This window comes from Vibrio methylphosphonaticus, from assembly GCF_023634655.1.
Lineage (GTDB): Bacteria > Pseudomonadota > Gammaproteobacteria > Enterobacterales > Vibrionaceae > Vibrio > Vibrio methylphosphonaticus.
In genome coordinates, this window is the sequence record NZ_JAMKMS010000008.1 from 174,944 (window position 1) to 201,016 (window position 26,073).

At 42.6% G+C, this 26,073-nt stretch carries 19 protein-coding genes; all 19 read left to right on the top strand.

Annotated features, from left to right (window positions below):
- The first annotated feature begins 39 nt into the window (after positions 1 to 39).
- Positions 40 to 3,888 (top strand): RNA-directed DNA polymerase, encoded by a 3,849-nt coding sequence (locus tag M9196_RS11615; protein ID WP_250617712.1) that lies wholly within the window; start codon positions 40 to 42, stop codon positions 3,886 to 3,888.
- 261 nt (positions 3,889 to 4,149) lie between these two features.
- Positions 4,150 to 4,980 (top strand): TnsA endonuclease N-terminal domain-containing protein, encoded by an 831-nt coding sequence (locus M9196_RS11620; RefSeq protein ID WP_237304593.1) that lies wholly within the window; start codon positions 4,150 to 4,152, stop codon positions 4,978 to 4,980.
- Complete coding sequence (locus tag M9196_RS11625; protein ID WP_237304592.1) at positions 4,967 to 7,051, top strand: transposase; 2,085 nt, start codon at positions 4,967 to 4,969, stop codon at positions 7,049 to 7,051. The genes M9196_RS11620 and M9196_RS11625 overlap by 14 nt, the downstream gene beginning before the upstream one ends.
- A complete protein-coding gene (locus tag M9196_RS11630) occupies positions 7,051 to 8,709 on the top strand; it encodes an AAA family ATPase (RefSeq protein ID WP_248368452.1) in 1,659 nt (552 codons plus the stop codon). Before M9196_RS11625 ends, M9196_RS11630 begins: the two co-directional genes overlap by 1 nt.
- 2 nt (positions 8,710 to 8,711) lie before the next feature.
- Positions 8,712 to 10,229 (top strand): TnsD family Tn7-like transposition protein, encoded by a 1,518-nt coding sequence (locus M9196_RS11635; RefSeq protein ID WP_239032805.1) that lies wholly within the window; start codon positions 8,712 to 8,714, stop codon positions 10,227 to 10,229.
- 10 nt (positions 10,230 to 10,239) lie between these two features.
- Positions 10,240 to 10,965: a hypothetical protein gene (locus M9196_RS11640; protein ID WP_250617713.1), complete on the top strand. Its 726-nt coding sequence runs from the start codon at positions 10,240 to 10,242 to the stop codon at positions 10,963 to 10,965.
- Positions 10,940 to 11,869, top strand: a complete 930-nt coding sequence (locus tag M9196_RS11645; RefSeq protein ID WP_250617714.1) for a Tn7-like element transposition protein TnsE — start codon at positions 10,940 to 10,942, stop codon at positions 11,867 to 11,869. Before M9196_RS11640 ends, M9196_RS11645 begins: the two co-directional genes overlap by 26 nt.
- Before the next feature lie 388 nt (positions 11,870 to 12,257).
- Positions 12,258 to 12,692, top strand: coding sequence for a MerR family transcriptional regulator (locus M9196_RS11650; RefSeq protein WP_250617715.1), 435 nt, complete (start codon positions 12,258 to 12,260; stop codon positions 12,690 to 12,692).
- A 1-nt stretch (position 12,693) separates the two neighbouring features.
- Positions 12,694 to 15,414 carry a heavy metal translocating P-type ATPase gene (locus M9196_RS11655; RefSeq protein ID WP_250617716.1) on the top strand — a complete coding sequence of 907 codons (2,721 nt, stop codon included), beginning with the start codon at positions 12,694 to 12,696 and terminating at the stop codon, positions 15,412 to 15,414.
- A 180-nt stretch (positions 15,415 to 15,594) separates the two neighbouring features.
- The gene (locus tag M9196_RS11660) at positions 15,595 to 15,882 is read left to right on the top strand and encodes a hypothetical protein (protein ID WP_104046715.1); all 288 of its coding nucleotides are present in this window, start codon (positions 15,595 to 15,597) and stop codon (positions 15,880 to 15,882) included.
- A gap of 19 nt (positions 15,883 to 15,901) precedes the next feature.
- Positions 15,902 to 16,144: a hypothetical protein gene (locus tag M9196_RS11665; protein WP_250617717.1), complete on the top strand. Its 243-nt coding sequence runs from the start codon at positions 15,902 to 15,904 to the stop codon at positions 16,142 to 16,144.
- A 283-nt stretch (positions 16,145 to 16,427) separates the two neighbouring features.
- Positions 16,428 to 16,808 (top strand): DUF3316 domain-containing protein, encoded by a 381-nt coding sequence (locus M9196_RS11670; RefSeq protein ID WP_250617718.1) that lies wholly within the window; start codon positions 16,428 to 16,430, stop codon positions 16,806 to 16,808.
- A 53-nt stretch (positions 16,809 to 16,861) separates the two neighbouring features.
- Positions 16,862 to 17,203, top strand: coding sequence for a P-II family nitrogen regulator (locus M9196_RS11675; RefSeq protein WP_250617719.1), 342 nt, complete (start codon positions 16,862 to 16,864; stop codon positions 17,201 to 17,203).
- Positions 17,204 to 17,233: 30 nt separating this feature from the next.
- Complete coding sequence (locus M9196_RS11680) at positions 17,234 to 17,917, top strand: heavy metal response regulator transcription factor (RefSeq protein ID WP_077460046.1); 684 nt, start codon at positions 17,234 to 17,236, stop codon at positions 17,915 to 17,917.
- A complete protein-coding gene (locus M9196_RS11685; RefSeq protein ID WP_250617720.1) occupies positions 17,914 to 19,230 on the top strand; it encodes a heavy metal sensor histidine kinase in 1,317 nt (438 codons plus the stop codon). Before M9196_RS11680 ends, M9196_RS11685 begins: the two co-directional genes overlap by 4 nt.
- A 77-nt stretch (positions 19,231 to 19,307) precedes the next feature.
- Complete coding sequence (locus tag M9196_RS11690; RefSeq protein ID WP_250617721.1) at positions 19,308 to 19,718, top strand: hypothetical protein; 411 nt, start codon at positions 19,308 to 19,310, stop codon at positions 19,716 to 19,718.
- Between the two features lie 164 nt (positions 19,719 to 19,882).
- Positions 19,883 to 21,202 carry a TolC family protein gene (locus M9196_RS11695; RefSeq protein WP_250617759.1) on the top strand — a complete coding sequence of 440 codons (1,320 nt, stop codon included), beginning with the start codon at positions 19,883 to 19,885 and terminating at the stop codon, positions 21,200 to 21,202.
- Positions 21,203 to 21,215: 13 nt separating this feature from the next.
- Positions 21,216 to 22,925, top strand: coding sequence for an efflux RND transporter periplasmic adaptor subunit (locus M9196_RS11700; protein WP_250617722.1), 1,710 nt, complete (start codon positions 21,216 to 21,218; stop codon positions 22,923 to 22,925).
- Positions 22,925 to 26,050 (top strand): efflux RND transporter permease subunit, encoded by a 3,126-nt coding sequence (locus tag M9196_RS11705; RefSeq protein WP_250617723.1) that lies wholly within the window; start codon positions 22,925 to 22,927, stop codon positions 26,048 to 26,050. Before M9196_RS11700 ends, M9196_RS11705 begins: the two co-directional genes overlap by 1 nt.
- Positions 26,051 to 26,073 lie beyond the last annotated feature (23 nt).

Sequence of the window (26,073 nt, forward strand, 5' to 3'; positions counted from 1 at the left end):
CATCAAGAGGATAAACTCCTTTTGAACCCAAGGGTATGTATGCCAGTTATCGATAAAAAATATGAAGAGTTATCACTTAAAGATGAACATTTAGGTGATCCATTACTCCTAGCGTTGGCTTGGAAAAAAAGCCATCAATATATCCGGACGACTAACTGGTATGCGGATAATTTTGAATTAGATTTATCAGCTCTTAACTTGGTTGAACAGTGTGAAAATTGGGCTGGTGAGCTAAACAATAAGGTTGTATTCAAACCATTAGAATTAGTGCCTGCTCCCAAGACCTGTGCTTGGGAGTTTGTCCAAGATGATAGCGATGGAAATCATATAATTAAATGGCAACCAAAGCCCGTTGAGTGCGAGAAAGATACCATTCCCCCAGAACCTCCCCAAAGCCTAATTAAACTGAGACCGCTTGCTCATATCCCTATTCGTGAACAGTCAATGTTGTCGTTGCTGATGATGGGGTTGGCAAACAAAGTTGAAACTATACAAGGCAACCCAAGCTCCGAGTTTACGGATGTGCATAAGCAAGGAGTTGTGAGTTATGGCAATCGACTATATTGCACCTACGATGCTGATGACAATGCGCAACATAGTTTTGGGTCAACCACTATCTACAGCAAGTACTTTGTCGATTATCGCCGTTTTCTAGACAGACCACATCACTTTGCACTTGAGCAGTTAGGTGAGATATCACCTGATGAAAGGGTTTACATCATTGAACTCGATTTAGAGAAATTTTTTGATGGGATTAGTCGTCAGAAGTTAATTGAACAAATTGACAAGCTCATTAAACGAAAATCCTCTGAGAAAGACTACGATAAACTCACCCAGCTGCTTGCGGCATTTAATGATTGGGAGTGGTCTAGTGAGGCCAAAGAACAATACACCAATTTATGTGCATCGGACAAGGTTCCCACTGCTCCTAAAGGCTTGCCTCAAGGGTTAGTGGCCTCAGGATTTCTTTCAAACCTCTATATGCTGGGTTTTGATAGTGAATTTAATAGCAAAATTGGTACTGAGTTTGGCGATGACCAACAGTTGCGACTGATTGACTACTGCCGCTACGTTGATGATTTACGTTTAGTTATCGTGGGACCTAAATCATTCGATGGTTTAGACCGTATTCAACAAGTAACCAAACAAGTAGTTGAGTTGGTTGAGGGATTAGACTCATATAAAGAATTAAAGCTATCCATCCAGCCAAATAAAACTAATGTTGTCGTTTTTCATGGTCTTAAGGTTGGTGTTTCTAAAAACTTGAATGAAATTCAAAGTAGGCTAAGTGGGCCTATTTCTTTGGAGGAAGCGGATAATCAGCTAGGACAACTAGAGTCATTACTATCCTTACAAGCGCCACCTGAATCCGTTGTAGCTGCAAGCAAGAATCCTTATACAGTCAATGGATTAGCCTCAATTGAGGCAACTCGATTTGATGTTCGAGAGGATACGCTTAAACGATTTGCTGCGAATAAATTATCTAAAGTATTACGTGAGAAACGACATTTCGCCACACAATTACCAGATGAAAATGGCGTATTACAACCTGGAGAATGGGACTACTCTCAAGAGCGAATAGCTAGAAGATTTATAGCTTGCTGGAGTTATGACCCGTCTTTAGTGCTTTTACTTAAGAAAGGGCTAGAATTGTTCCCTAGTACCAAGCTATTAGAGCCAATACTCGTTCAGCTTGAAGTGCTGTTAGATGAAAAAGATGATAAGCAAGTTGCGGTGGCAAACTATTGTTTGGCAGAGGTCTATCGCCATTCTGCTACTGTAATCCATAAAAAGGATTCTCTCGCATTTCCAGCGCATGCGGATTTAGATGCGTACTTTGAGAGATTGCAAAGCTCAGCAGCAGGACATAGCGTTCTTCTGGGTCAATCTTTTAATTTACTTTCTGAACAAGCAAGGTTTTTGATGCTTGTCCGAGCAGATACAGTGTTAGAGCATGAAGTTGGAGAATCAAAGTTTGATGTCATCTCTAAGTTAACGCATGGCTTTAGGGAAATTACACTTCCAGATGATTGGAACTCTCAAGATATAGCGGTATCAATTATTATGGCAAATCAAGTATCGAATATGAGCAAAGACTGCATTAGAGCTTGTTCCTGTTTGCTTGAGAAAATCCATGACGATATTGACCTGCTGTTTGGTACTCTTAAGTTGCTTCTTGTTCAAGATAGAGCTTTGAGTGTTGCTCTTATTCGCCATGCTAGAGGAGTAAAGCATCGCTGGGCTACATTAGATAAAATCAAAAAGGAATTGGTTACACCGCTGAACCTTGAAACGAAGACATACAGCAAACCTCTAAGTAAGATCAGCACGAAAGTTAGTATTCTTCGACTTATCTTGCGTGATGATAATCCGTTCGCTAATGAAATAATGGCTTTGAAACTCTTGCAAGCTGTTTTGAGTGAGTATGAGGTGCTTGCGAAGCATCGAGAGAAAAGTATCGATCTTGCAGCAACTACAATCGAATTTGATGGTTTTAGCTCTCCGGTAGCATTTTCTGTATTTGATAAAGACCTAAACCTGGCTCTTAAGTTTAATGATAACAGTGATTTATTTTCTTCCTGGGATGATTTTAATTCCACTGTATCTGATGATGTGCGAGTGTTACGCAACGTAGGGGAGTTTATTCGGGCAGTACTAGTTGGTAATCAAGATTGGACCTCATTCGGTTTGGGTGTTGTACCTAAACCAGGCTATCGAGGTATTCGTTCTAGCTTCTATAAGCGGCAATTAGGACTAATGACAAGTCCTGAGTCTATCTCAGGAGTTGGTTCTCAAATTTCAGGTTGGTTAACGGGATTACTATCGAAGCTATTGAAGTGGCCAGGTATTCGAGTTAATGACCATGGTTACGATTGGCCTATAAACTGGTCGGTAGCAGCTGTTGAGCAGTTAGTTAATGCTCGACTGCATGAATTAAAAGCGGCTTATTGCACCCAGTCTGGCATTCCAAGTTTACTTGAGAAGCAAGCTTTAGACTGGAATGATGGTAAAGAATCCCTTTCTGTTGTAATGGTACAGTCTAAGCTACCTGCTCTAAAAGACTTTAGTGAAGCTGGTCTAATGCTTGATAAGCCGGAGTATCGTGCTAAGCATCGTAGGCACGTAGCAAGGGTGGCTGAGCTAGTTTTGAAACATCTTGAAGCACAGCAGGTTGAAATAGGTAGTAAAAAGCCAAATGCTGACCTGATAATTTGGCCGGAGCTTGCTGTTCATAATGATGAGCTAGATGTACTTATCGCACTTTCTCAGAAAACTAAAGCTATGATATTTTCAGGGCTTGGCTTTATTGATCAAGATGGCGTTAAAGGGCCGAATAATTGTGCTGTTTGGATTATCCCGACAAAGCATAATACAAATCAGCGAGAGATAGTGCGTCTTCAAGGCAAGCACAATATGACGGCATTTGAAAAAGATAAGATTCAGCCGTGGCGACCATACCAATTAATGCTAGAGCTTGTTCATCCTGCTTTCAAAGATGAAAAAGGTTTTGTTATCACTGGCTCTATTTGTTACGACGCAACTGATATTGCTTTAAGCTCAGATCTTAGAAACAAATCTAACGCATATATGATTAGTGCTCTGAACCAAGATGTAAATACATTTGATTCGATGGTGGAGGCATTGCATTACCATATGTACCAACACGTTACACTGGTTAACTCTGGTGAGTTTGGTGGCTCGTACGCTAAAGCCCCTTACAAAGATGCTCATAAACGTTTAATTGCTCATGTTCACGGTAATGATCAGGTATCAATAAACACTTTTGAAATGAATATGTTTGATTTTAGACGAGATGGTGTTGGTGAAGGTATGAAATCAGATTTGAAGAAGAAAACAGCCCCTGCTGGAGTGGAAGTAAGTCAATAGTCAAAAATGAACAAACTATATTGTCTCAAATTTTGATTGCTAGGGAATGCCTCAGAACAAAAACGATCAAACTTAAACTATTAGGGCTTGTTTCAGTATGAAAAAAGCCCTAATTATGATCAAACTTTTTTGTCCGCCGACAATGGGTGTCGGTAGACATTAAAGTTTGAAACTGTGACATTAAAGTTTGAAACTGTAACACTAAAGTTGAAAACTTTTTAAACCCGGTTAAACTGATTAAAAGTTAACCGGGTTTTTGTTATGGCAAAATCAAAGTACGTTTTAACTGAAAAACAAATCATCAAGCGGATAAATGAAGGCCGAGGTGCAGGAAGGCTTTCCAACTATAAGCCGTGGCTGTATGTTACTGAGGTTCCTTCAGAAGGCCGATCTCAGAGAGTCTACTCTCACCTAACTGGCCGAATTCATCATGTACTATCGGATCTTGAGTTCGCAGTCTTTCTACTTCTAGACCATAACCCTGCCGTAACAGACATTCGTGAGCAGTTTCCACTCAACAGGGATGACACTCTTAATATTTCCAAGGAAGGTCAGCTTTGGCACCCTTCGCAAGGAGGGATAAACCTTGTCATGTCCTCAGATTTTTTGATTAACACAGCTTCTAAAACCCAGCCTAAGTTTGCTATTCAAGCAAAGTACTCCAAAGATTTAAAAGACCCAAGAACCATTGAAAAGCTTGAAATAGAACGCCGTTATTGGCAGCTCAAAAAAATCCCCTGGTTCCTAGTGACAGATAAAGAGATAGACAAAACAGTCGTATCGAATATTGAGTGGCTATACGGGGTTAAGGGATACTTTGATGAAGTAATAACGGATGAGCTATCGCTTACTTTTGGGCATATCGGTGCTTATTTTGTTCAACACCCAGAAAGAAAAGTCGTTGAACTGTGTAAAGAGTATGACATGGCATACCAGCAAGATCTTGGTCAGTCACTTTATGATATTCGTTTAATGTGTGCAGCAAGGCTTATTACGTTCGATATTCGTTTACCATTTTATAGTTTGAAAGCTAAAGAAATTGCGTTTAGAAGCGGATCTTTGTTCGGGGGGCATCGTAATGTGGCCAGTTAACGAAACTCTAGCGTTTAACGGTAAGGCGTACCGCGTGCTTTTTACTGAGACAAGTTACTTCTATTGGATCGCTATTGATGAGGATAAAGGTTTACCTGAAAGAGTCTATTTTGATGAATGCCGCAACTGGGTCGATGAAGGGCGTATAGAAAAAATTCCTGACCCTTATTCATATCTTCAAGGAGAATCTTGGAGCAAAGAGTCAAATGTATATCAGGAAAGGCACAACGACTTTGATTTGATTAAGCCTATCGTAGATGGCGAAGGAGCGTTTGACAAAAGAGTTCGAGCAAAAAGGTTTAGTCATGCGGTTGCCAGTTCAAATAAAACAAAATCGACCATCTATCGTTTAGTTCGGAGATATTGGCAGCGTGGACAAATAAAAAATGCTCTAATACCAGATTACAAAAACTCAGGCGCTGCCGGAAAGAGAAGAAACTTCACAACAAATAAAGCTGGTAAGTCTAGGGTTTACGGCGTCGGTGATGGCAAACAAGTCACTGAAGAAATCAGAAAACAGTTCCGAATTATTTGTGATAAATATTTGATGAATGATAAAGGGAACTCCGTTGCTTATGCACATAGGAAGTTTTCAAAAGCATATAAATTAAAGAACCCAGATGCTGAAGAGCATGAAATTCCAACACTCCGCCAATTTAGATATTTCTACAAAACCGAGTATAGCAAGGTCACAAAGCTTACCGTTCAAACACCTCAAGGCAATTACAATAAAGATGTTAGGCCACTACATGGAACTGCAACCGAGCAAGCTTTAGGCCCAGGTAGTCGATATGAGATTGATGCCACCATTGCAGATATTTACTTAGTAGATGATGACGATGCAGACAAGGTTATCGGTCGGCCGACGATTTATATGGTCATTGATGTTTTTAGTCGAATGGTTGCTGGTTTTTATATTGGTTTCGATAATCCATCTTTCCCCGTTGCAATGAAAGCCCTGATATGCAGCTTTAGCAGCAAAGTAGAAACCTGCGCAAAATATGGTATCGATATTTCAGAAGAACAGTGGCCATGCATAGGTATTCCTGATGTATTGCTAGCTGATCGCGGTGAATTGATGAGCCACCAAGCAAATTATTTGGTTGATGCTATTGGTGTTCGACTTGAAAGTGCTCCACCTCGAAGAGGCGATGCTAAAGGCATTGTCGAGAGATCATTTGGCACATTACAGGCTAAGTTCAAGCCCTATATGCCAGGTGTCGTAACTGGTAACAAGGTTAAGAAGCACGGTGAAAAAGATTATAGAGTTGAAGCTGCTGTGGCGAGATCTGACTTTGTTGAGATATTGCTCTATTCAATACTTGCTCACAACTTAAATAAACCTTTAGAAAAGTACGATCGTGCTCCTGATATGCCAGAAAACCTTCCCTCGATCCCAATTGAACTTTGGAAGTGGGGGCTTCAACATCGTACTGGACGTATACGAGCCATTGATACGGATCTTGCAAAGGTACTGCTGTTACCGCGTCAAAAAGTCACTGTATCCGAGTTAGGCATAAAGTTATGGGGATTAACCTACACAGGAAAAGAAATTATTCAGATAGGATGGATGCACCGCTCTTCGGAAGTATCTAGACCTAAAAAACTATTTGCAGCTTATGAGCTTGGTTCTGCTAATCACATATATCTTTTTCCTGAAGAAGGAAAAAATACATTTTGGGTTTGTGATCTTTCTAGTCGAAGTAGAGAGTTCCGTGATCTAACTTGGTATCAAGTATGGGAACGTCAAGCGGCTCAAAAACAGAGTTTGGCTGAGGCTAACTATCAATTTGCACCAGTAGAACGGGATTTTGATGATCTTCTTGAAAAGAAACTGAAGAAGGCTAAAAAGAATCGTAAAACCAGTACATTGAGCAACGCGCAAAAGATAAATGAAATTAAAGACAATAAACGGAATGCGCGAGAGAAAGAGAGAAAGGAATTAGCAATACAGCCCGCTAGGGCAAAACAAGAAGAAGTCGCGCTGGTGATACCTATAAAGGGAGAGGAGGAAAGTTATCAACTGCCTGACTTCATACCGGAGCTATTTGATGATGAGGATGATAACTGATGAAAAAATGCCAAGATCATCGTGTAGTTGCCGTCTATCAAAGTGCAACACTCTCAGCTTATCGAGATAACCCGCTGATAGAAGCACTACCACCGATAAATAGTTTCCTGGTCGATTCGATTGCTCTAAAGGGCTCGTTAAGGTGCACCGCAGAAGATATTCATCGAAATGGCATTGAAAGAGCGCATAGTATCTGTCGTGTTATTGATGATTTTTTCCAGCCCCTCAGTCAGCACATACAGTTACATGAACGACTTTCATTGATGATACGGCGTGGCTATGTTGGAAGAAATCCCGAAACAGGTGATTGGGCAAGACATATACAAAATGGTTACGAGCGTGTTTTATCTGGTGATTTGAAGGCGATAAAGTTCACGGAAGTTTGTTCTACAGCCCAAAGCATGACATTGATTGGATGTAGCGGCAATGGCAAAACAACAGCGATCAAGCAGCTTTTGTCGTTATATCCTCAAGTTATTTACCACCCTGACAGAAATCTTGAGCAAGTCGTTTATCTAAAAATTGACTGCTCCCATGATGGATCACTTAAAGAGCTGTGCTTGAACTTTTTTCGTGCGATGGATAGAGCATTAGGAACATCCAACTACGAAAGACAATACTCGATGAGCAAAAGGCCCAGTATTGAAACACTTTTGGCTGCAATGGCCCAAGTTGCAAATACTCACGCAGTAGGTGTTCTTATTATTGATGAAATACAGCATCTTAGCCGTTCTCGCTCTGGTGGATCTGAGAAAATGCTCAATTTTTTTGTGACATTAGTAAATACCATTGGTCTTCCTGTTATTTTGGTCGGAACACCACGAGCTCGCGAGATATTTGAAGCTGATATGAGATCTGCAAGGCGAGGCTCTGGTCTTGGTGCGATTTTTTGGGATCCAATGGAAGAAGGAAGAGAGTGGAAAGCGCTCACGGATAAGTTATGGACTCTTCAATGGCTACAAAAACGTGATGAGGTGCTGTCGGATGACATTCGTTCTCTATGGTATGACCTGAGCCAAGGTGTTCTAGATATTGTGGTTAAGCTATATGTCTTGTGTCAGTTGAGAGCAATCGCGACAAAAGTAGAAAGGATTACGCCTAAATTAATGCAACAGGTTTACGAGGATGAATTAAAACCTGTCCATCCAATGCTAGCAGCCCTGCGTTCTGGTGACGTTGAAGAAATGATTAAATTTTCAGATCTTAAACTAAGCAACACTGATAAAAGGTTGCTTGAGCTGCAAAAACAGGTAGCCACAACTGCTCAGCAGACACCAGAGGAGTTTGCATATCAACAGCTTAGAACCGATGAAGAGCGGCGAGTGTATATGGCCCTAAAAGATGAGTTTGACTCAACGCTTTTAGCTCCTGTAATACGACAGCTATTTGATCAATATCCTGATTTGACATGGATAAGCTTACTGCCACTGGTACATGAACATCTCACTAATCCTGAACAGTTACAATCTAAAAAAGAGGCTAAGCCAAGTAAGGGCAAGAGGGCATCATCAATCAAACAGACTCAGTGGCATACGCTTGATAGTGAGGACTTGAGATTTGTTCACTCTCAATCTGGTTCTGATAAAGAAGTGTACACAGCAATGTCAAAGTCTGGTTTGATTTTAGACATTCAGTCATTGCTAGAAAAGGCGGTTTAATATTGCGCTGCTTCCCTGTCCCATACCCAGATGAATTAATCTATAGCTTGGTGGCTAGAGCTGGAATTCGCAGTGCGATAACAAGTTCTAAACAGCTACTAGATGAAGTGTTTGGTGACAGAAGAGTGATTGCGACAATTGACCTGCCTAGTCATTTGTCATCGATATCAGAGCTGCTAATCAACACGGGACGATTTGATATTCAAGAGCTTATTTATGAGCATACAATGTTCCCGATTTACGCTCCTTTTGTTGATGAAAGCATTAGGATTAGAGCGATGGAGCGAATGGAACATTGCGCTAAGGGCTCTGTTCATCTAATGCTGGGAGCCCCAGCTTCTATTGTAAAAACATCGGATAACTTTCGTGTTTGCCCAGCTTGTGTCGCGGAGCAAAAGCAAAAATATGGAGAAAGTTATTGGTCTAGGTTGTGGTTTTTACCATCCTTACCTTATTGCCCTGAGCACGGCCTTCTGAATAAATCGACAACCTCTTACCATGATAGTCGGCACACGTACCATGCATGTGGCCGAATACAATGTCAGCCCTTTTTATGTAACCACCAGAATATAACAGCGCAGCGGTTTGCTTACTTAGCGAGCAAAGCTAAAGAGGTAATGTGTTTACCAGCCCAAGGCTCCCCGACTCAGCATCAATGGAGCCTTTTCTACAATCATCTAGCACACGACTTTGGGTGTGGAAAAGGCCCTAAACAGATTGCTCACGATAAGATTGCGGACTTAGTTGTAAGCAAGATCGTTACCCCTGAGCTAACCATCAACTCTGATAGAGATACTAACTGGCTTCGCACGTTATTTCGCCGTCATCGTAAAGCTTTTAGCTATCTACAGCACTTAACGGTTTGGTGTGCTTTTATTCCTGAAATGTCGGCTAGTGAGATCATAAAAGAAGTAAAATCAAAAGATAAAGTGACGGTATCGATCCCGAAGGACAATGCTCAGCTTGTGCCAAATCCAAGTGAAGAAAAACGTGAGCTGTGGCGTCATTTAATAGGTAACGCCCCGGTTAAGAGAGCACGCAAACTTCCTGGTGGTGGTGCACTGTATGCTTGGCTATACCGAAATGATAGAGATTGGCTATTAGCTTTCAATCGAGTCCATCAATCCCAATCGCATGTAAGGCAGAAAAAAGTAGATTGGAGAGCAAGAGACCGATCACTAACTAAGCAGTTTATTAGGATTGTAGAACGATTAGATACTGTTGTTGATGGTCCTCGAAGAAGCAAAAATTTCTTACTTAAGCAGCTAGATGATTACGGTTCGGTGAGCAAAAAACTGAACTTATTACCCTTGCTATCTTTTGCTTTGAATCGGTATCAAGAAAGCGTCTTTGAGTTTCAAGCTCGTCGGCTAGTCATAGCTGTAATCGCAAAATCAAAAACAGGTTTAGGAATGAGTTGCTGGCAATTGATGCGTTCAGCAAGCCTTCCTAAAGAAAGAATAGTGCCAATCGTCGACGACTTACTTGGCTGGGTAGCCACGGGATCAAATCTAAAATAAGGATGGACTGATGGGAGCGAGGTTTTACAAGTGTGATGATGATGTGCGTGTAGTTCATACTGGTAAGATATTGGTGCGGGAAAGTGATAAGTCTTACCGGCCTTTAATTGAGGTTTGGTGCTATCCCCCACAGCAGAAAAATAATTTTCATGCGACTGCATTTTCTAACGTTCCTGCTTTGTATCGAGGAAAAATAATTAATCAAAGAGGGTTATCAGAAAGTTACGCTAAACGAGGGCGTCATAAATTTAGAAGTAATGAGCTCCTTCGACACAGTAACTTGAGTGAGTTCCCCGACTCAGAGTCAGCAGAGTCTTTGAGAAAGAAAGAGTCAGCGCAACATGCATTTGTATTAGACCGAGGCGCTGCCCCTAAACTGATTATTCCTCAGCTAGAGTTGGCAAGGGTCCTATTTTATGCCAGCTCTTACTTATCGCGAGCGTCATTAATGTCTTCTCGTTTGCTCACCGACTTCAAAGTCGAAGTCAACACCAAGGAGGATTATACCAATATCGAAGTGTTGCAAACATCAAACTTCCCTCCTTCCGCATTCAATGATTCTGCAACAAGAGCAATGTTGAGCTGGTTACTTATTGATAGCAATGCAAAGCGTTCATTTGAATCGATTTTTAGATACTTTAACGTCGAGAAGGACCGAGATGTATCTATGGGGTATAAGCGCTGGCTATTTCACTTCGACCCCCCCTCAAATGTCTGGGTGGTCTTTCTCGTATGAAGGCCGGCTTGATGCAAGTGGCCGCTACTTTCTGGTTGAAAAGATCACGGATATTGGAATTAATGCTCAAATGCCGTCTAGGGTCTATTTCCATAATCCTTCTTTTACGCATCCAGATGAAGGCCAAGAGTCAACCACTGGTGGAAAATGCCCTGAACCATACGAGCGGCCAGAAGAGCATATTATCGATGATGAGCGTGAGGCTTCCGATGCTAACCATGCATTCTTACTAGGTGAAAATACTTGCTCAGTAAGGTTTAAAAATCGTTTTTCAACGTCGAAAGCAACAACGCCTAAAAGAAGTCATCGGCCAGATAGAAGCAAAGATGCAGCTAAGAAAGCTGGTGATATGGTCAGTACCAATGAACCTGGCAGTAATGGTGAGATACCTTCGGCAGACATGGGTGGAGGTATGCAAGATTGCACTGATAGATCAGAGGAGTATGCCTCTCGTTTTACGGCCTTTAACATGATGGTGCAAATGCTAGAGGAAAAATACGCCTGCACAATCATTGACTCGTACACTCATGAGCTAGATCAGGTTGGACGTAGTAAATGCCACTTGATTGACTCTGATGCAAAGAGAACGATTCGTTGCGTTGTCGTGGAGCGAAATAGTCATGTGAATTACTTGCTCGAAGTTGATGTAACGGGCCTGAATAAATGGCTCTCAACCAAATGCGTTAGGCAGAACGATACTCGTAACTGGAAAAATCAGTTTTCTAGAATCAAAAAAGGCGTGGTGACAAAATCTCTTGGATGGCCAACACAAGAAATGGATGCCATGTTTGGCTTCAAAAAGCACATTGGCATTTCTCACCCTAAATCAGTAGAGGGGCACCCTACAGGTATTCCAACTGAATCTATCTTAGACTGGGCCGGGAGGGTTGCTGAGAAACTCTAGTGTTTTTAGCTATGTGGCAAGCGATTCGTGGCACTATCTGAATTCGAAGTGCCTCCAAATGATTTAGAGTTAATGTCCATTACATTGTTTTTAATTAGCTTCCAATTTATCCCTCACCAATAATATTCCTCTTAAATTTTTTCTCAATATGCTTGACCTATGTCTAACACATAGGTTTTAAGCTACAACTAATACACATTGGTAACGAATTGGAGATAGTTATGAGTTGTTGTAACAAAGCCCCAAACGGTGGGAGCAGTGACCCTAAGTTGTTACTTAAACTGTTTATTGGGTTGTTTGTGATTATATTTTTAGTCGCATTTATTTTTGGCTAGCAACATAAAACGAATAAAGTTTCATGTGCGTTAAACCTTCAGAGGCATGGATTATGTTGACAACTGAAATTGCGAGAGCAGCAGGTGTGACTGCTGAAACAGTCAGGTTTTACACTAGAAAAGGCCTTCTTTATGCAGAGCGAGATCCCAACAATGGCTACAAGATGTACCAGCAAAGTGCCGTTAATCGCCTGAAGTTCATTTCTCATGCGCGATCTATTGGTTTTAGCCTTAGCCAGATTCAAGAAATCATTGATTACTCCGAGCAAGAGCTGACTCCTTGCCCAGCTGTGAGGCAAATGCTGACTGATAAAATCGTAGAAACCAAGCAAAAGATCGAAGAGCACCAACGCCATTTAGCCATGATGGAAGCAACTTACGCAGAGTGGAATGAAAAACCGGATATGGAGCCCAACGGCAACGCATTGTGTTGCTTAATCGAGGACTGGTCTGAGAAGCACCATCAAGTATTACCCGAGGAAAACTAACATGAACACAACACAGTATTCTCTAGCACTTTCCGGCATTAACTGTGGCCGATGTGTCGCTAAAATTGTAGATGGGTTACGTGAAAGAGACCCGGATGTATCTTTCACTATTAATGATACGAAAAACAGAGCAGAGCTCATAACCACGTTGCTGCCAGAAAGCGCGATAGAAGTCCTTGCAAAGTTAGGTTATGCGGCTTCAATACCTACGCAACAAGAGTACCGTACATCAGTATCTAATGTTACTTGCCAACACTGTGTGGGTAAAATCACTCAAGCGATAGGTGGATTGGATGGTGCTGCTCAAGTGGTTGTTGATTTAGAAAATCAAACATTGGTTGTGAATAGCAGTTTGAACGGCAATGACATTGAAAGCGTATTAGTCGAACTGGGTTATAGCGGTATGACTGATGACACGCAACCACAAACTACGGATGTCATTAAATCGAACAAAGTGAAAACAACACAGGCGTTGGATGTCAGTATCGAGCTGTCATTAATCGGTGTCACTTGCGCAAGTTGTGTTAACACGATTGAAGGTGCTCTTATATCGGTGTCAGGTGTCGACTCTGTTGACGTGAACTTTGCGAATCGAACGGCGACCGTGGTTTCAAGTCAGCCTGCCAGCGTACTAATTGAGGCGATACAAGGCGCAGGATATGACGCAGAAGAAATTGTCGATCAGGCGTTAGCAAGTGACCTCAAAGAAGAGCGTGAATCTGAGGAGTATCGCTTTAAAGTAAAACAAAGCGTTATTGGTCTTGGTCTCGGAGTACCGTTGATGGTGTACGGTCTGTTCGGCGGACCAATGAATGTCAATACGCAATCTGAGCAGTTACTATGGTTGGCCTTAGGTTTAGTGACATTTTTCATTTTAGTCCGTGCGGGCAAGCACTTTTTTACTGGAGCTTGGAAGGCCTTTCTGAACCGTAATGCGAACATGGACACATTAATAGCGCTGGGAACGGGTACCGCTTGGCTCTATTCAATGGTGGTCGTTGTCGGGCCGCAGTGGCTTCCGGAAAGTGCAAGGCACCTCTACTTTGAAGCTACAGCCATGATCATTGGTTTAATCAATTTAGGACAGGCGCTTGAGTTAAAGGCTCGAGGCAGAACTTCGCAGGCTATCAAGCGTTTGCTTGATTTGAGAGTCAAAACTGCCATGGTGATTCGTGACGGCAAGGAGATGTCTTTATCGATTGAACAAGTTATCACAGGCGACTTGATTCGGGTTAGAGCCGGTGAAAAAGTCCCGGTTGATGGTGTGATTACAGAGGGCGAGACAACGATTGATGAGTCTATGCTCACTGGAGAGCCAATTCCTGTTGTTAAACAAGTGGGCAGCTCAGTTTCTGCCGGGACGATTAATGACCACGGAAGTTTCGTTTTTGAGGCGCAGAAAGTGGGCAGTGATACCGTTCTTGCTCAGATCATCAGCATGGTGTCGAACGCGCAAAACTCAAAGCCACCAATCAGCCATCTAGCCGATAAAGTGTCTTCAGTGTTTGTACCAACCGTGATGATTCTATCGATTCTGACAGCGCTGGCTTGGTATAACTTTGGCCCTCAACCTTCCTTAGTCTATATGATAGTGGCAGCTACCTCGGTGTTGATCATCGCATGCCCTTGTGCACTTGGTCTAGCAACGCCGATTTCTACTATGATTGGTGTCGGTAAGGCAGCCGAGTTTGGCGGGCTAATCCGAAATGGAGAAGCGTTACAAAGAGCCAGTGAGTTGGATGTCGTCGTACTGGATAAAACCGGTACGATTACTCAAGGAAAACCTGAAGTAACAAATTTTGTCTCGTTGTCAGATGATTCAGAGTTTTTGCCTCTGGTCAATGCTTTGGAGAAAGGATCTAACCATCCGCTAGCTAAAGCGTTAATCGCATTTACTCAAAGTGAGGTGCGTGATGAAGCGCGCCTACCAGAAGTGTCAGATTTCGAGTCATTAACCGGACTTGGTGTTCAGGCTCAGTATGCGGGTCAACGCGTGTTGCTTGGCAATCGCAAGCTGATGAAACAGTTTAACGTCAATGTTGAATTGGTTACAGAGCATGCATTGCAGTGGGAGCAAGAAGCCACCACAGTGGTGTATTTTGCGATAGGCGCTCAAGTGCAAGCGCTGTTCGGTATCAGTGACCCGATTCGAGATGATGCTCGAAGTGCGATAAATCGTTTTCATCAGCAAGGCATTCATGTCGTGATGCTAACGGGGGATAACCACAATACAGCGAAGGCGGTGGCATCACTCGCGAATGTTGATGAATATCATGCGGAATTGATGCCTGAGGATAAGCTTGACTGGATTAAGCAGTTGCAAGCGAAAGGGCATGTTGTCGGCATGGTCGGTGATGGTATCAATGATGCGCCAGCACTTGCTCAATCAGACGTTGGTTTTGCTATTGGCAGTGGTACGGATGTCGCGATTGAAAGTGCCGATATTACCTTGATGCGCAGCTCACTCCACGGTATCTCAGATGTGATTGGGATCAGTACTGCCACAATGAAAAACATTAAGCAGAACTTGTGGGGGGCGTTTATCTATAACAGCTTGGGTATTCCTGTGGCAGCAGGGCTTCTGTTTCCGTTCACGGGTTGGCTATTAAGTCCGATCATCGCTGGGGCTGCGATGTCACTGTCCTCTGTTACTGTTGTAACCAATGCTAATCGCTTGCGCTTTTATACACCAGCTTCAGCCTCTACAACCAATGAGGAGTAATACTATGTTAGTCAATATATTAGGTCTTACAGCAATCGTGTTTATAGTCTGGTGGTTTTGGGGTAAGAAAAACGGCTAAGATGACAAAACTGTCATGAATCCCTCCCCACTCCTGATCTAAGCGTTGCGATAAACTGAGTCTCAGTTAAACGAGTTAAAGTTATTTTGGAGAGCAAGAGAATGAAAAGCAAAAAATCAGATTGTCACAAGAATGGTCATCATAAAGGTCATGGATGGATGATGGTTCTATGCGCGTTATTAATGGTGGGTATTCCATTATTTATTCTCTCTTCTAGCCAAGAGATGTTTAGTTGGGCATACCTTAGTAGTGCGATTGTTCCATTAATCATCTGTTTAGCTATGCATGGTTTAATGATGAAGATGATGATGCCAAGTGAAAAGAAAGACTCCGAAGCCAACGAGCAATCGGTGGAAAAAATTGAAAACAATCAACAGTTCAAAGCATAAGTAAGGGTTAGGTGATTTTATGAAAAAGTTATATGTATCAGTGTTATTAAGTGGTCTAGTTGCGATGCCGGTGTTAGCAACAAATTCCATCGATGATCAGCATCGACATCACAATGTCGCGCAAAATGAGAAAGTGCATGTTAAGCAATCTCACGCGGATAAGATGAAGGATCACGATAGGATGATGGAACACATGCAAATGATGCAAAGCATGAACATGGAAGACATGCCAGAAGAGTGCAAAAAAATGATGAGTAGCTGAACCAATGAAATACTCGTAATCAGAAAAATAGATCCCCTTTACTTTTTCTAGTAAAAAAGAGCCGCCTCAGCTAACTGGGCGGCTCTTTATCGTTTATTGCCACAGGATTCATCGCAATTACAACAAGGCTGCTTATAGGGTTGCTTGATTTTGTTGTGGTGAAAAGTTTTTTGATTACCTACCACCTAAATCTCAATATGACAAAAATGTCATGTTTGAGTGCCGGAAATCGTCACAATAATTTAGATAAACTGAGTTCATCAAAACAGAAAAGGAAAAGTAAATGAACTTATTAAACAAAACGCTATTAACTAGCTCTATTTTGCTGACTAGCGCCGCTGCAATTGCTCAGCCGTTGTATACCGGTGGCAATTACATTAGTCGAGTCGATCACAAAACGCTCTCTGTTGAAGCAGCAGATTCTAAGCAACAGGCGTATAACCTTGGCTCGATAAAGTTAGCTGAGCTTGAAGGAATGACAGCTCAAGAACTTAACTCAAAAATTGTTCGAGCAAACAATTATGGTAGCAACCGAAACAATACTCATTTAAAAGATGAGGGATACGTGACAGTTCAAGAGAGATTGAACCATCAAGGTCAGTTGGAGTATGTAGCCAAAGTACACTTTGATGTTCATTATCAAGAGCGAGATAGCAATAAATAAACTCAACAGAGCTCCTGGGCCTCAACGGGTTCTAGGAGCAAAGGAGCCCCGTTATGATTGATAAAGTATCGGTAATATTTCAGGAACAAAAGCTTGAAGATATAGAATCTCTCCTCGCAGAGGAAGGTGTGCGAAACTTCACGATTAATCAAGTGCAAGGGCGTGGAAGGCATGCGAACGTAATTGATACCCATGCTTTAAACACACACTACCAACTAGATATTTTCATCGGTAATAGCCATACTCAGAGCTTGGTCGATACACTTTTGAATACTCTATGTGTATCACAAGAAGGAAATGGGGTTACATCCGTTATTGAGAACGTTTTGTTGTTTGACAATAATACGAAAAATCAAATTTCTAACCCATCATATAATCACAAGCTCAATGTATAATAACCAAGGAAATCAAGGCATTTTTCTTATATGAAGTTACTCGTTGTAGAAGATGAAGAGAAAGCAGGAGCTTATCTTAAAAAGGGCTTAATTGAATCAGGCTACACTGTAGATCTATCTACCGACGGTGTTGATGCTTTGTACTTAGCTACCACCAATGATTATGACCTGATAGTCTTAGACATTATGCTACCAAAGCTGAATGGGTGGCAGCTATTGCAAACGCTTCGTAGCAGTGACATTTCTACACCTGTCATCATTCTATCCGCTAAAGATCAGGTTGAAGATAGAGTGAAAGGGCTTGAGCTGGGAGCGAATGATTACCTTGTCAAACCTTTTGCTTTTGTCGAATTGCTTGCTAGAGTCAAAAATGCATTACGTCATAAAACTACCACAGTCAAAACTGAGTCTGTTCTATGTATTGCTGATTTGAGCCTCGACTTGCTTAAACGAAAAGCGACTCGCAACAATGACACGATCCCTCTGACAGCAAAAGAGTTTTCTTTGTTGGAATATCTATTTGCGAAAAGAGGTCAAGTCGTCACTCGCACTCAGATAGCGTCCGCTGTTTGGGATATGAACTTTGATAGTGATACGAATGTTATTGATGCGGCAGTGAAAAGATTGAGGTCGAAAATCGACAAGCCTTATCAAAACAAACTCATCCAGACCGTGCGAGGTATGGGGTACAAGCTTGATGACGGCGTAGAATGAAAAAAATTACTAAATCAATCGCACGCAAACTAGTGTTTATGTTTGTCACAGCCTCTTTTGTGGTTTTAGTCGTGTTTGCTTTAACGATCCAACACGCTATCAAGAACCACTTTAATGAACAGGACTATAGGCACCTAGAAACAAAACTCCGCCCTTTGATAGGCACTGTTGAGCGTGATTTGGACTTGTTCCATTCTTGGGATATTTCCGCTTGGGTCTTAAACAACAAACAGGTGGTGAAAACAAATAATGAAACTATTGACTTTCCATCTGAGCTGATAGGCAGCTCCTCATATGAATGGAGTGTAGGCAATAACCGTTTTCATGCTTTTAAGTTTGATTACCCAGAGATAGAAGGTGGTGCGGTTGTTCTTGCAATGGATGTGACTCACCATAAGGTGTTTTTCGACAAGCTAAATACTATTCTATTTTGGACATTAGTTTTGACACTGAGTTTGTCGGGTGCTTACGCATTAATTATTGTTAGAAATGGATTACAGCCATTGAAACAGTTAAAAGAGTATATCGCGCAAGTGAACACGAGCAACCTCAGTATGCGTATACCAAGTGACTCACTTCCAAAGGAGTTAAGCAGCTTAGTTATTTCTCAAAATGAAATGTTAGAGAGGCTGCAAGAAGGCTACCTCAGGTTGAGTGAGTTTTCATCCGATATTGCTCATGAGTTAAGAACACCGTTGAACAATATCATGACTCAGACTCAAGTGGCACTTGGTACAGAGCGCTCCATTGAAGAGTACCAAGATATTTTAGTATCGAATATCGAAGAACTAGAACGATTCAATAAGACCATTTCGGATACGCTGTACCTAGCTAAATCAGAGAACAAACTTCTGTATAAGACCGAATCAGAGCTTGAGTTGAAAGAGGTTATCACGCCCTTACTTGAGTACTATGAGGTGTTGGCGGAAGAGAAAAACGTTCGATTTACCCTAGATGGTTCGTCGACTCTGTTCGGTGACAAAGATATGCTTCAACGAGCATTTGGTAATGTGTTGTCTAATGCGTTGAGGCACTGCTTTCATAATACGGATATATCGGTAGTAATCTCCGAATCAGAAATGAGCAACAAAGTGACAATCAGCAATGTTGGTGAGCCTATTCCTTTGAGCTCTTTGCCCTATATATTTGATCGGTTCTATCGCTCCGATAAATCGCGTGTCCATAACGGAAGTGTTGGTGCTGGATTAGGGCTTCCTATAGCTAAGGCTATTATGAAAGCACACAATGGGGATATCTTAGTTAATGCGAAGGATGAGCGAAGTGAGTTCGTCTTTATTTTCAATAACCTTTAGTTCTAACAAGTTTTAAATATCACTATTGCCCATCAGTTCTTATACTGTATTATGAATTCAAAGTGAAAAGGTACCACATGACAAACTCTTTGAGACAAACAAGTATTTTGATTATCAGCATCTTAGCGATGTTGATGTCGAGCTACGTCTCAAGTATGCCAATGATGGATATGAGTCCAATATCGACCTCTTCAGTTCAACCTTCTAATCATGACTCGATGGAAATGTCTGAGACTACAGCAAGCCATCATGCGATGATAGGCTGCCCATCGATGGAGATGACAAAGAGCGATAGTTCTATTCATTGCGGTAGCTCATCTACCTCTGGTGGTGACTGCTGTAAAAGCGTGTGTACTAGCGTATTTTTCCCACTCTCATCTTCTCGCTTAATCAGTACATCTGAATCTGATTTAGCCCTGCGTCACCCAATCAAAATAGGCGTTACAGTAACTCGTATTCAGAGCTTACTGCGTCCACCCTCTGTTTAATTCAACAATCATAACTATTTAGCTCTCAATTCTTTCTGCTGGAAGGCAGAGGTTGAGGTATGTCCATATCGTTTTATCGTGGATAAACAACAATGAGTATTGAATTAAACGGCTTCAGGGCATTTAAATCCCTGAGTCTTGGGGTTGCAATTGCACTTTATGCAATGCCTGCCCTGTCACATGCGGGGTCGAACGCGACTCCACAAACTATCGCGGCTTCGACGCAGCAGTTGAACGCCCTAATTGAAGCGGCTCTAGCAAATGATACGAGTCGCTCTCAATATGCTGCGCAGTCACAGGCGATGCGTGAAACGGGCGTTGCAAGCTCGACTCTCATGGATCCAAAACTTAAGGTGGGCTTTGGCGGTTTACCTGTGGATTCATTTAAGTTTGACGAAGATCCTATGACGAACATTTCTGTTGGATTAATGCAACAGTTTGAACGAGGTGCAACGTTAGATCTTAACCAACGTAAAGCGAATCAACAGGCCGATGGTATGGCGTATCAGGTTCAAGTTCGTGAACGTGAAGTGGCGAATAGTATTACTCAACTATGGTTGGAGCTGGGCTACCTTCAATACGCAGAAACGTTGATTGAATCTAATCAACGTCTCATGGTAGAGATGGAGCAGTATATTCAAACCAATTACTCAATTGGTAAGAGCGAAGCGCAAGATCTGCTTAACACCCAACTTAAAGTCAATAAGCTCGACGAAAAGCTGCAATCGAATCAACAAATGCAAAATCGAGCCGTAGCTCAGTTATCAGAATGGCTAGGCTCAGAGTGGTTAAATCATCGTTCCATTGATTCGAATCAGGCAGGCTATCAATTAGACTGGCCGCGTTTGAATACGCTTTTAGAGCAGCAAACCAGCAACACTCAGTACTACTCACTGCTTAACCAACATCCTATGGCGCAAATGGCTGACGCCAACATTTCTGCTAATCGCACCCAAGTTGAGGTTGCTGAACAATCTTATACACCACAATTTGGTGTCGAAGTGATGTATGCCTACCGTCAATCTGACAACATGAAAGGTGAACCAGCTTCAGATTTGCTGAGTGCCTATCTTACTATGGATATCCCTTTGTTCACTGATAACCGCCAAGATAAAAATGTAGCGGCCGCTCAATACCAAATGGGCGCAGCGCAATATCAAAAAGATACGCTGCTCGCTCAAATGAACGCCCAAGTAAACGCATTAATGACGGACAGAATGAATCTCATTGAACGCATTCAGCGCTACCAAGAGCACTTATTACCTCAGTCCAAAGCCCGCATTGAAGCGATAGAGCGCGGTTATCAGAACAATACTGCTCAGTTTGGTGATGTCATTACTGCATCAACCGATGAATTGGCTCTTCAAATGGAGCTTGCTCGCCTAATAACCGATATGAACCAGGTCAATAGCAAGTTATCCATGTTACTTGGTGGTTTCGAATATCAAGTTTCTGCGCCAAATACTCAGTACAAAGAACAATAATAAAGGAATCAAGATGAGTACATTTAAAGTTGCAAGCCTAGCGTTACTAATCGGCAGCGCATTGGGTTATGGAGCGAATATTTACCTTTCAGGCATGAACTATAACATGGTTGGAATGACAGTTTCTGAGTCTAAATCAAGTGATGAACCACTGTATTGGGTCGCACCGATGGACCCAAACTATCAGCGAGATAAACCGGGAAAGTCGCCTATGGGGATGGATCTTATTCCTGTGTATGCTGATGACCTCAATGGTAGTAACGACAAGCCTGGAACAGTAAAAATCGATCCTGCGGTTGAAAATAACCTCGGTGTAAAAACAGATACCGTAAAGCAAGAGGTCCTTGCACCACGCATCGAAACTGTCGGTTATGTCGCCTTTGATGAGAGTCAACTTTGGCAGACCAATGTTCGAGTATCGGGTTGGGTTGAAAAGCTTTATATCAATGCCGTTGGTGAAAAAGTGAATCAAGGTGACACGCTGTTCACTCTGTATTCCCCAGAGCTTGTAAAAGCACAAGAAGAACTGATCAGTGCCTATAAGACCCAACGTAAAGGAATGATACAAGGTGCTACCGATCGTTTGATCAGTTTGGGGGTTGACCGCAATCAAATTAAATCCATCGCCCGTCGAGGTAAAGCGTCACAAACCATTGAAATTAAAGCACCGGCAGACGGCGTTATTGCAAGCCTCAATATTCGTGAAGGTGGCTACCTTTCTCCAGCTCAAGCGGTGATCAGCGCAGGTCCTTTGAATCAAGTATGGGTAGATGCAGAAGTCTTTGAACGTCAATCCCATTGGATTAAACAAGGCAGTCAAGCATCTATGACATTGGATGCCTTACCAGGTGGAGAATGGAATGGTGAAGTGGATTATGTCTATCCCATTCTTGACCCTAGTACGCGTACATTGCGTGTCCGCCTTCGATTCGATAATCCACAAGGTGAACTTAAGCCGAATATGTTCGCTAACGTCGCGCTAAAACCGGTATCAAGTGATGAAGTGTTAACCATTCCACGTTCCTCAGTCATCCGCTCTGGCGGTATGACTCGCGTGGTTCTGGCTGAGGGGGAAGGAAAATATCGCTCTGCCAGAATTGAAGTTGGTCGTGAGTCCGCTGACAAGATTGAGGTCATAAAGGGAATGCAACGAGGAGATCGTGTTGTTACGTCCGCGCACTTCATGTTGGACTCTGAATCAAGTCAGTCTGCCGATCTATCCAGAATCAATGGTGTTGAGCCAACTGCCGAAACGGCGTGGGCAACAGGTGAAATTACCGATGTAATGGTTGGACATAGGATGCTAACGATTAATCATAAGCCTGTTCCAGAGTGGGATTGGCCCGGGATGACCATGAACTTTATGGTGTCAGAGCTCGTTGAAATGGAACCACTTTCAAAGGGGAAAATGATCGACTTTGAAATGAAAAAATCTGAATCGGGTCAATATGAAATCGTTGATTACAAAGTAAGTGAGCTGAGCATAAATACAGAAGTATGGATAGACGGTGATGTCTCTATGTTAATGGCGGACTTTGGTATGGTGACACTAAATCATGCCCCTGTGGCTGATTGGTCCTGGGATGCAGGTGAGCTCAACTTTTCAGTCGGTGGTGACTTTGAACTCTCAGGTTTTCAGGAGGGTGACAAAGTTCGGTTTCTAGTTGAGAAACAAGGATCCGATTATCTTCTCAAAGAGTTAGTTAAAAGTGAGGATAAGTAATGATAGGTGCCATTATTCGCTGGTCTATCAACAATCGCTTCTTAGTGTTGGTAGCCACTTTTGCCCTCGTATTTGGTGGGCTTTATAGCGTAAAAAACACTCCTGTAGATGCCTTACCTGATTTATCAGATGTGCAAGTGATCATAAAAACAAGTTACCCGGGTCAGGCACCCCAAGTGGTGGAAGACCAAGTTACGTATCCTCTGACAACGGCGATGCTTGCGGTTCCTGGCGCTGAAACTGTTCGTGGATATTCGTTCTTTGGTGATTCCTATGTGTATATCATCTTCAATGACAAAACAGACATGTATTGGGCACGTTCGCGAGTGCTTGAATATTTAAGTCAAGTTGCGCCAAACCTTCCCCCAAGCGCTAAGCCAACACTGGGTCCAGATGCGACAGGTGTGGGCTGGATTTATAATTATGTATTGCAAGATAAAACTGGAAAGCATGACCTTGCTGAACTGCGTAGCTTACAAGATTGGTTCTTGAAATATGAGCTGCAAACTGTTGATGGGGTGTCTGAGGTTGCAACTGTTGGCGGTATGGTTAAACAGTACCAAGTACAAATTGATCCGGCTAAATTACGCGCATATGACCTTACCTTACAACAAGTCAATATGGCTATTCAAAATGGTAACCAAGAAAGTGGCGCGTCTGTAGTAGAAGTTGCTGAAGCTGAGCACATGGTTCGAACCACTGGTTACTTGTCTAGTATTGATGACATTAAAGCGCTTCCACTCAAGGTAAGCAAAAAAGGAACCCCCCTATTATTAGGTGACGTTGCTGATATTGACCTCGGACCACAGATGAGACGAGGAATCTCTGAATTAAATGGAGAGGGCGAAGCCGTAGGTGGCGTAATTGTCATGCGTTTTGGAGAAAACGCGAGCGAAGTGATCAATAATGTTAAGGATAAGCTAAACGAGCTTCAGGGTAGCTTGCCTGATGGTGTTGAGATAGTGGCTACTTACGATCGTTCTACGTTAATCAATGCAGCGGTTGAGAACCTTTGGAAAAAGCTTGCAGAAGAGTTCATTGTTGTCGCTATTGTATGTGCGTTGTTCCTATTCCATATTCGGTCTTCGCTCGTTATCGCATTGAGTCTCCCTGTCGGTATTTTAGGAGCCTTTATTGTCATGCATTGGCAAGGTATCAACGCCAATATCATGTCGCTAGGAGGGATTGCAATCGCGATAGGTGCAATGGTAGACGGTGCTATCGTTATGATAGAAAACGTACATAAGCACATTGAACGGACTCCATTGACTGACAAAAACCGATGGCAAGTGATTGGTGATGCGGCGCAAGAGGTTGGTGCACCGCTGTTCTTCTCGCTACTGATCATCACGCTAAGTTTTGTTCCTGTATTCGCATTGGAAGGTCAAGAAGGCAAGATGTTCTCGCCACTCGCCTTTACTAAAACTTATGCAATGGCGGCAGCAGCCGGCCTTGCTATTACGTTAGTGCCGGTGCTCATGGGATATCTTGTTCGCGGTAAAATATTACCAGAGAACAAGAACCCTATTAATAAAGGTCTAATTGCCCTTTACAAGCCCTTACTGAATATTAGTCTCAAGCACCCGAAAAGCATGATTGTATTGGCTATTGCTCTTATGGGGTCTGCTTATTATCCAACAATGAAGCTCGGTAGTGAGTTCATTCCTCCTCTTGATGAGGGTGACTTGATGTATATGCCAACCACCTATCCAGGTATTTCTATTGGTAAAGCGCGAGAGTTGCTTCAGCAGACAAACAAGCTAATTAAGACGGTACCCGAAGTACAGACAACATGGGGTAAAGTCGGTCGTGCTGACACTGCGACAGACCCTGCTCCCTTAACTATGATTGAAACCGTTATTCAGCTTAAACCGCGTGATCAGTGGCGTGAGGGCGTGACAACTGAGTCGCTACGAAAAGAGTTTGATGACTTGATTCAATTTCCTGGTTTAACTAACGCATGGGTGATGCCTATAAAGACGCGCATCGATATGTTGGCAACCGGTATCAAAACTCCAATTGGAATAAAAATAGCTGGAAGTGATTTAGCTGAAATTGAGAAGATAGGTGCTCAACTAGAACCTATTCTTAACAATATTGCCGGCACTGCTTCTGTATACGCAGAGCGTGTTGCCGGTGGTCGCTATGTCACTATTGACATCAATCGAACAGCGGCAGCTCGGTACGGTCTTAACATCAAAGAGGTACAACAGGTAGTTTCTACCGCTGTCGGTGGTATGAACGTTGGAGAAACCATTGAGGGTCTTGAGCGTTATCCAATTAATGTCCGTTATCCACAAGATTACCGTGACTCAGTCGTTAAGCTAAAGCAACTGCCATTAGTTACCCCTAGTGGCGCTAGAATTGCCTTAGCTGATGTGGCTGATGTGCGCTATGAAGATGGACCACCAATGATTAAAACAGAGAATGCTCGTCCAAATGGTTGGGTGTTTGTTGATATCGATGGTCGAGATTTAGGCTCTTACGTTGAGGAAGCAAAACAGGCGGTTGCAGAGCAACTTGATATGCCTGCAGGTTATTCAATTGCATGGTCAGGTCAATATGAATACATGGAGCGTGCGAAAGAGCGCTTGGGTGTCGTCGTGCCAATTACGATTGCCATCATCATGCTGTTGCTTTACTTCAGCTTCCGACGTGTTGGTGAGGTGATGATCATCATGCTGACTCTGCCGTTAGCCATGGTAGGTGGCTTGTGGCTCATGCATTACCTTGGTTACAACTTCTCAATTGCGGTAGGCGTTGGTTTTATTGCTCTAGCTGGAGTTGCTGTTGAGATCGGGGTCATCATGTTGGTGTACCTCAACCAAGCATGGCACTACACCAAATTGGATGCCAAAGAGCAGGGCAAATCACTGAATGAAGAGGATTTAAGTAACTCGATTCAAGAAGGCGCTGGCTTGCGCGTTCGCCCGGTAATGATGACGGTACTTACTGTGATTATCGGTTTGATCCCAATCATGTACGGTGAGGGGACAGGCTCTGAGGTAATGCAGCGTATCGCTGCTCCAATGATTGGTGGCATGGCATCGGCTCTGCTACTCACACTTCTTGTTCTTCCAGCGATTTTCAAGCTTTGGAAAACACGCGAACTGAAACACGACTAAACACACATTCGGGCTAAGAACGA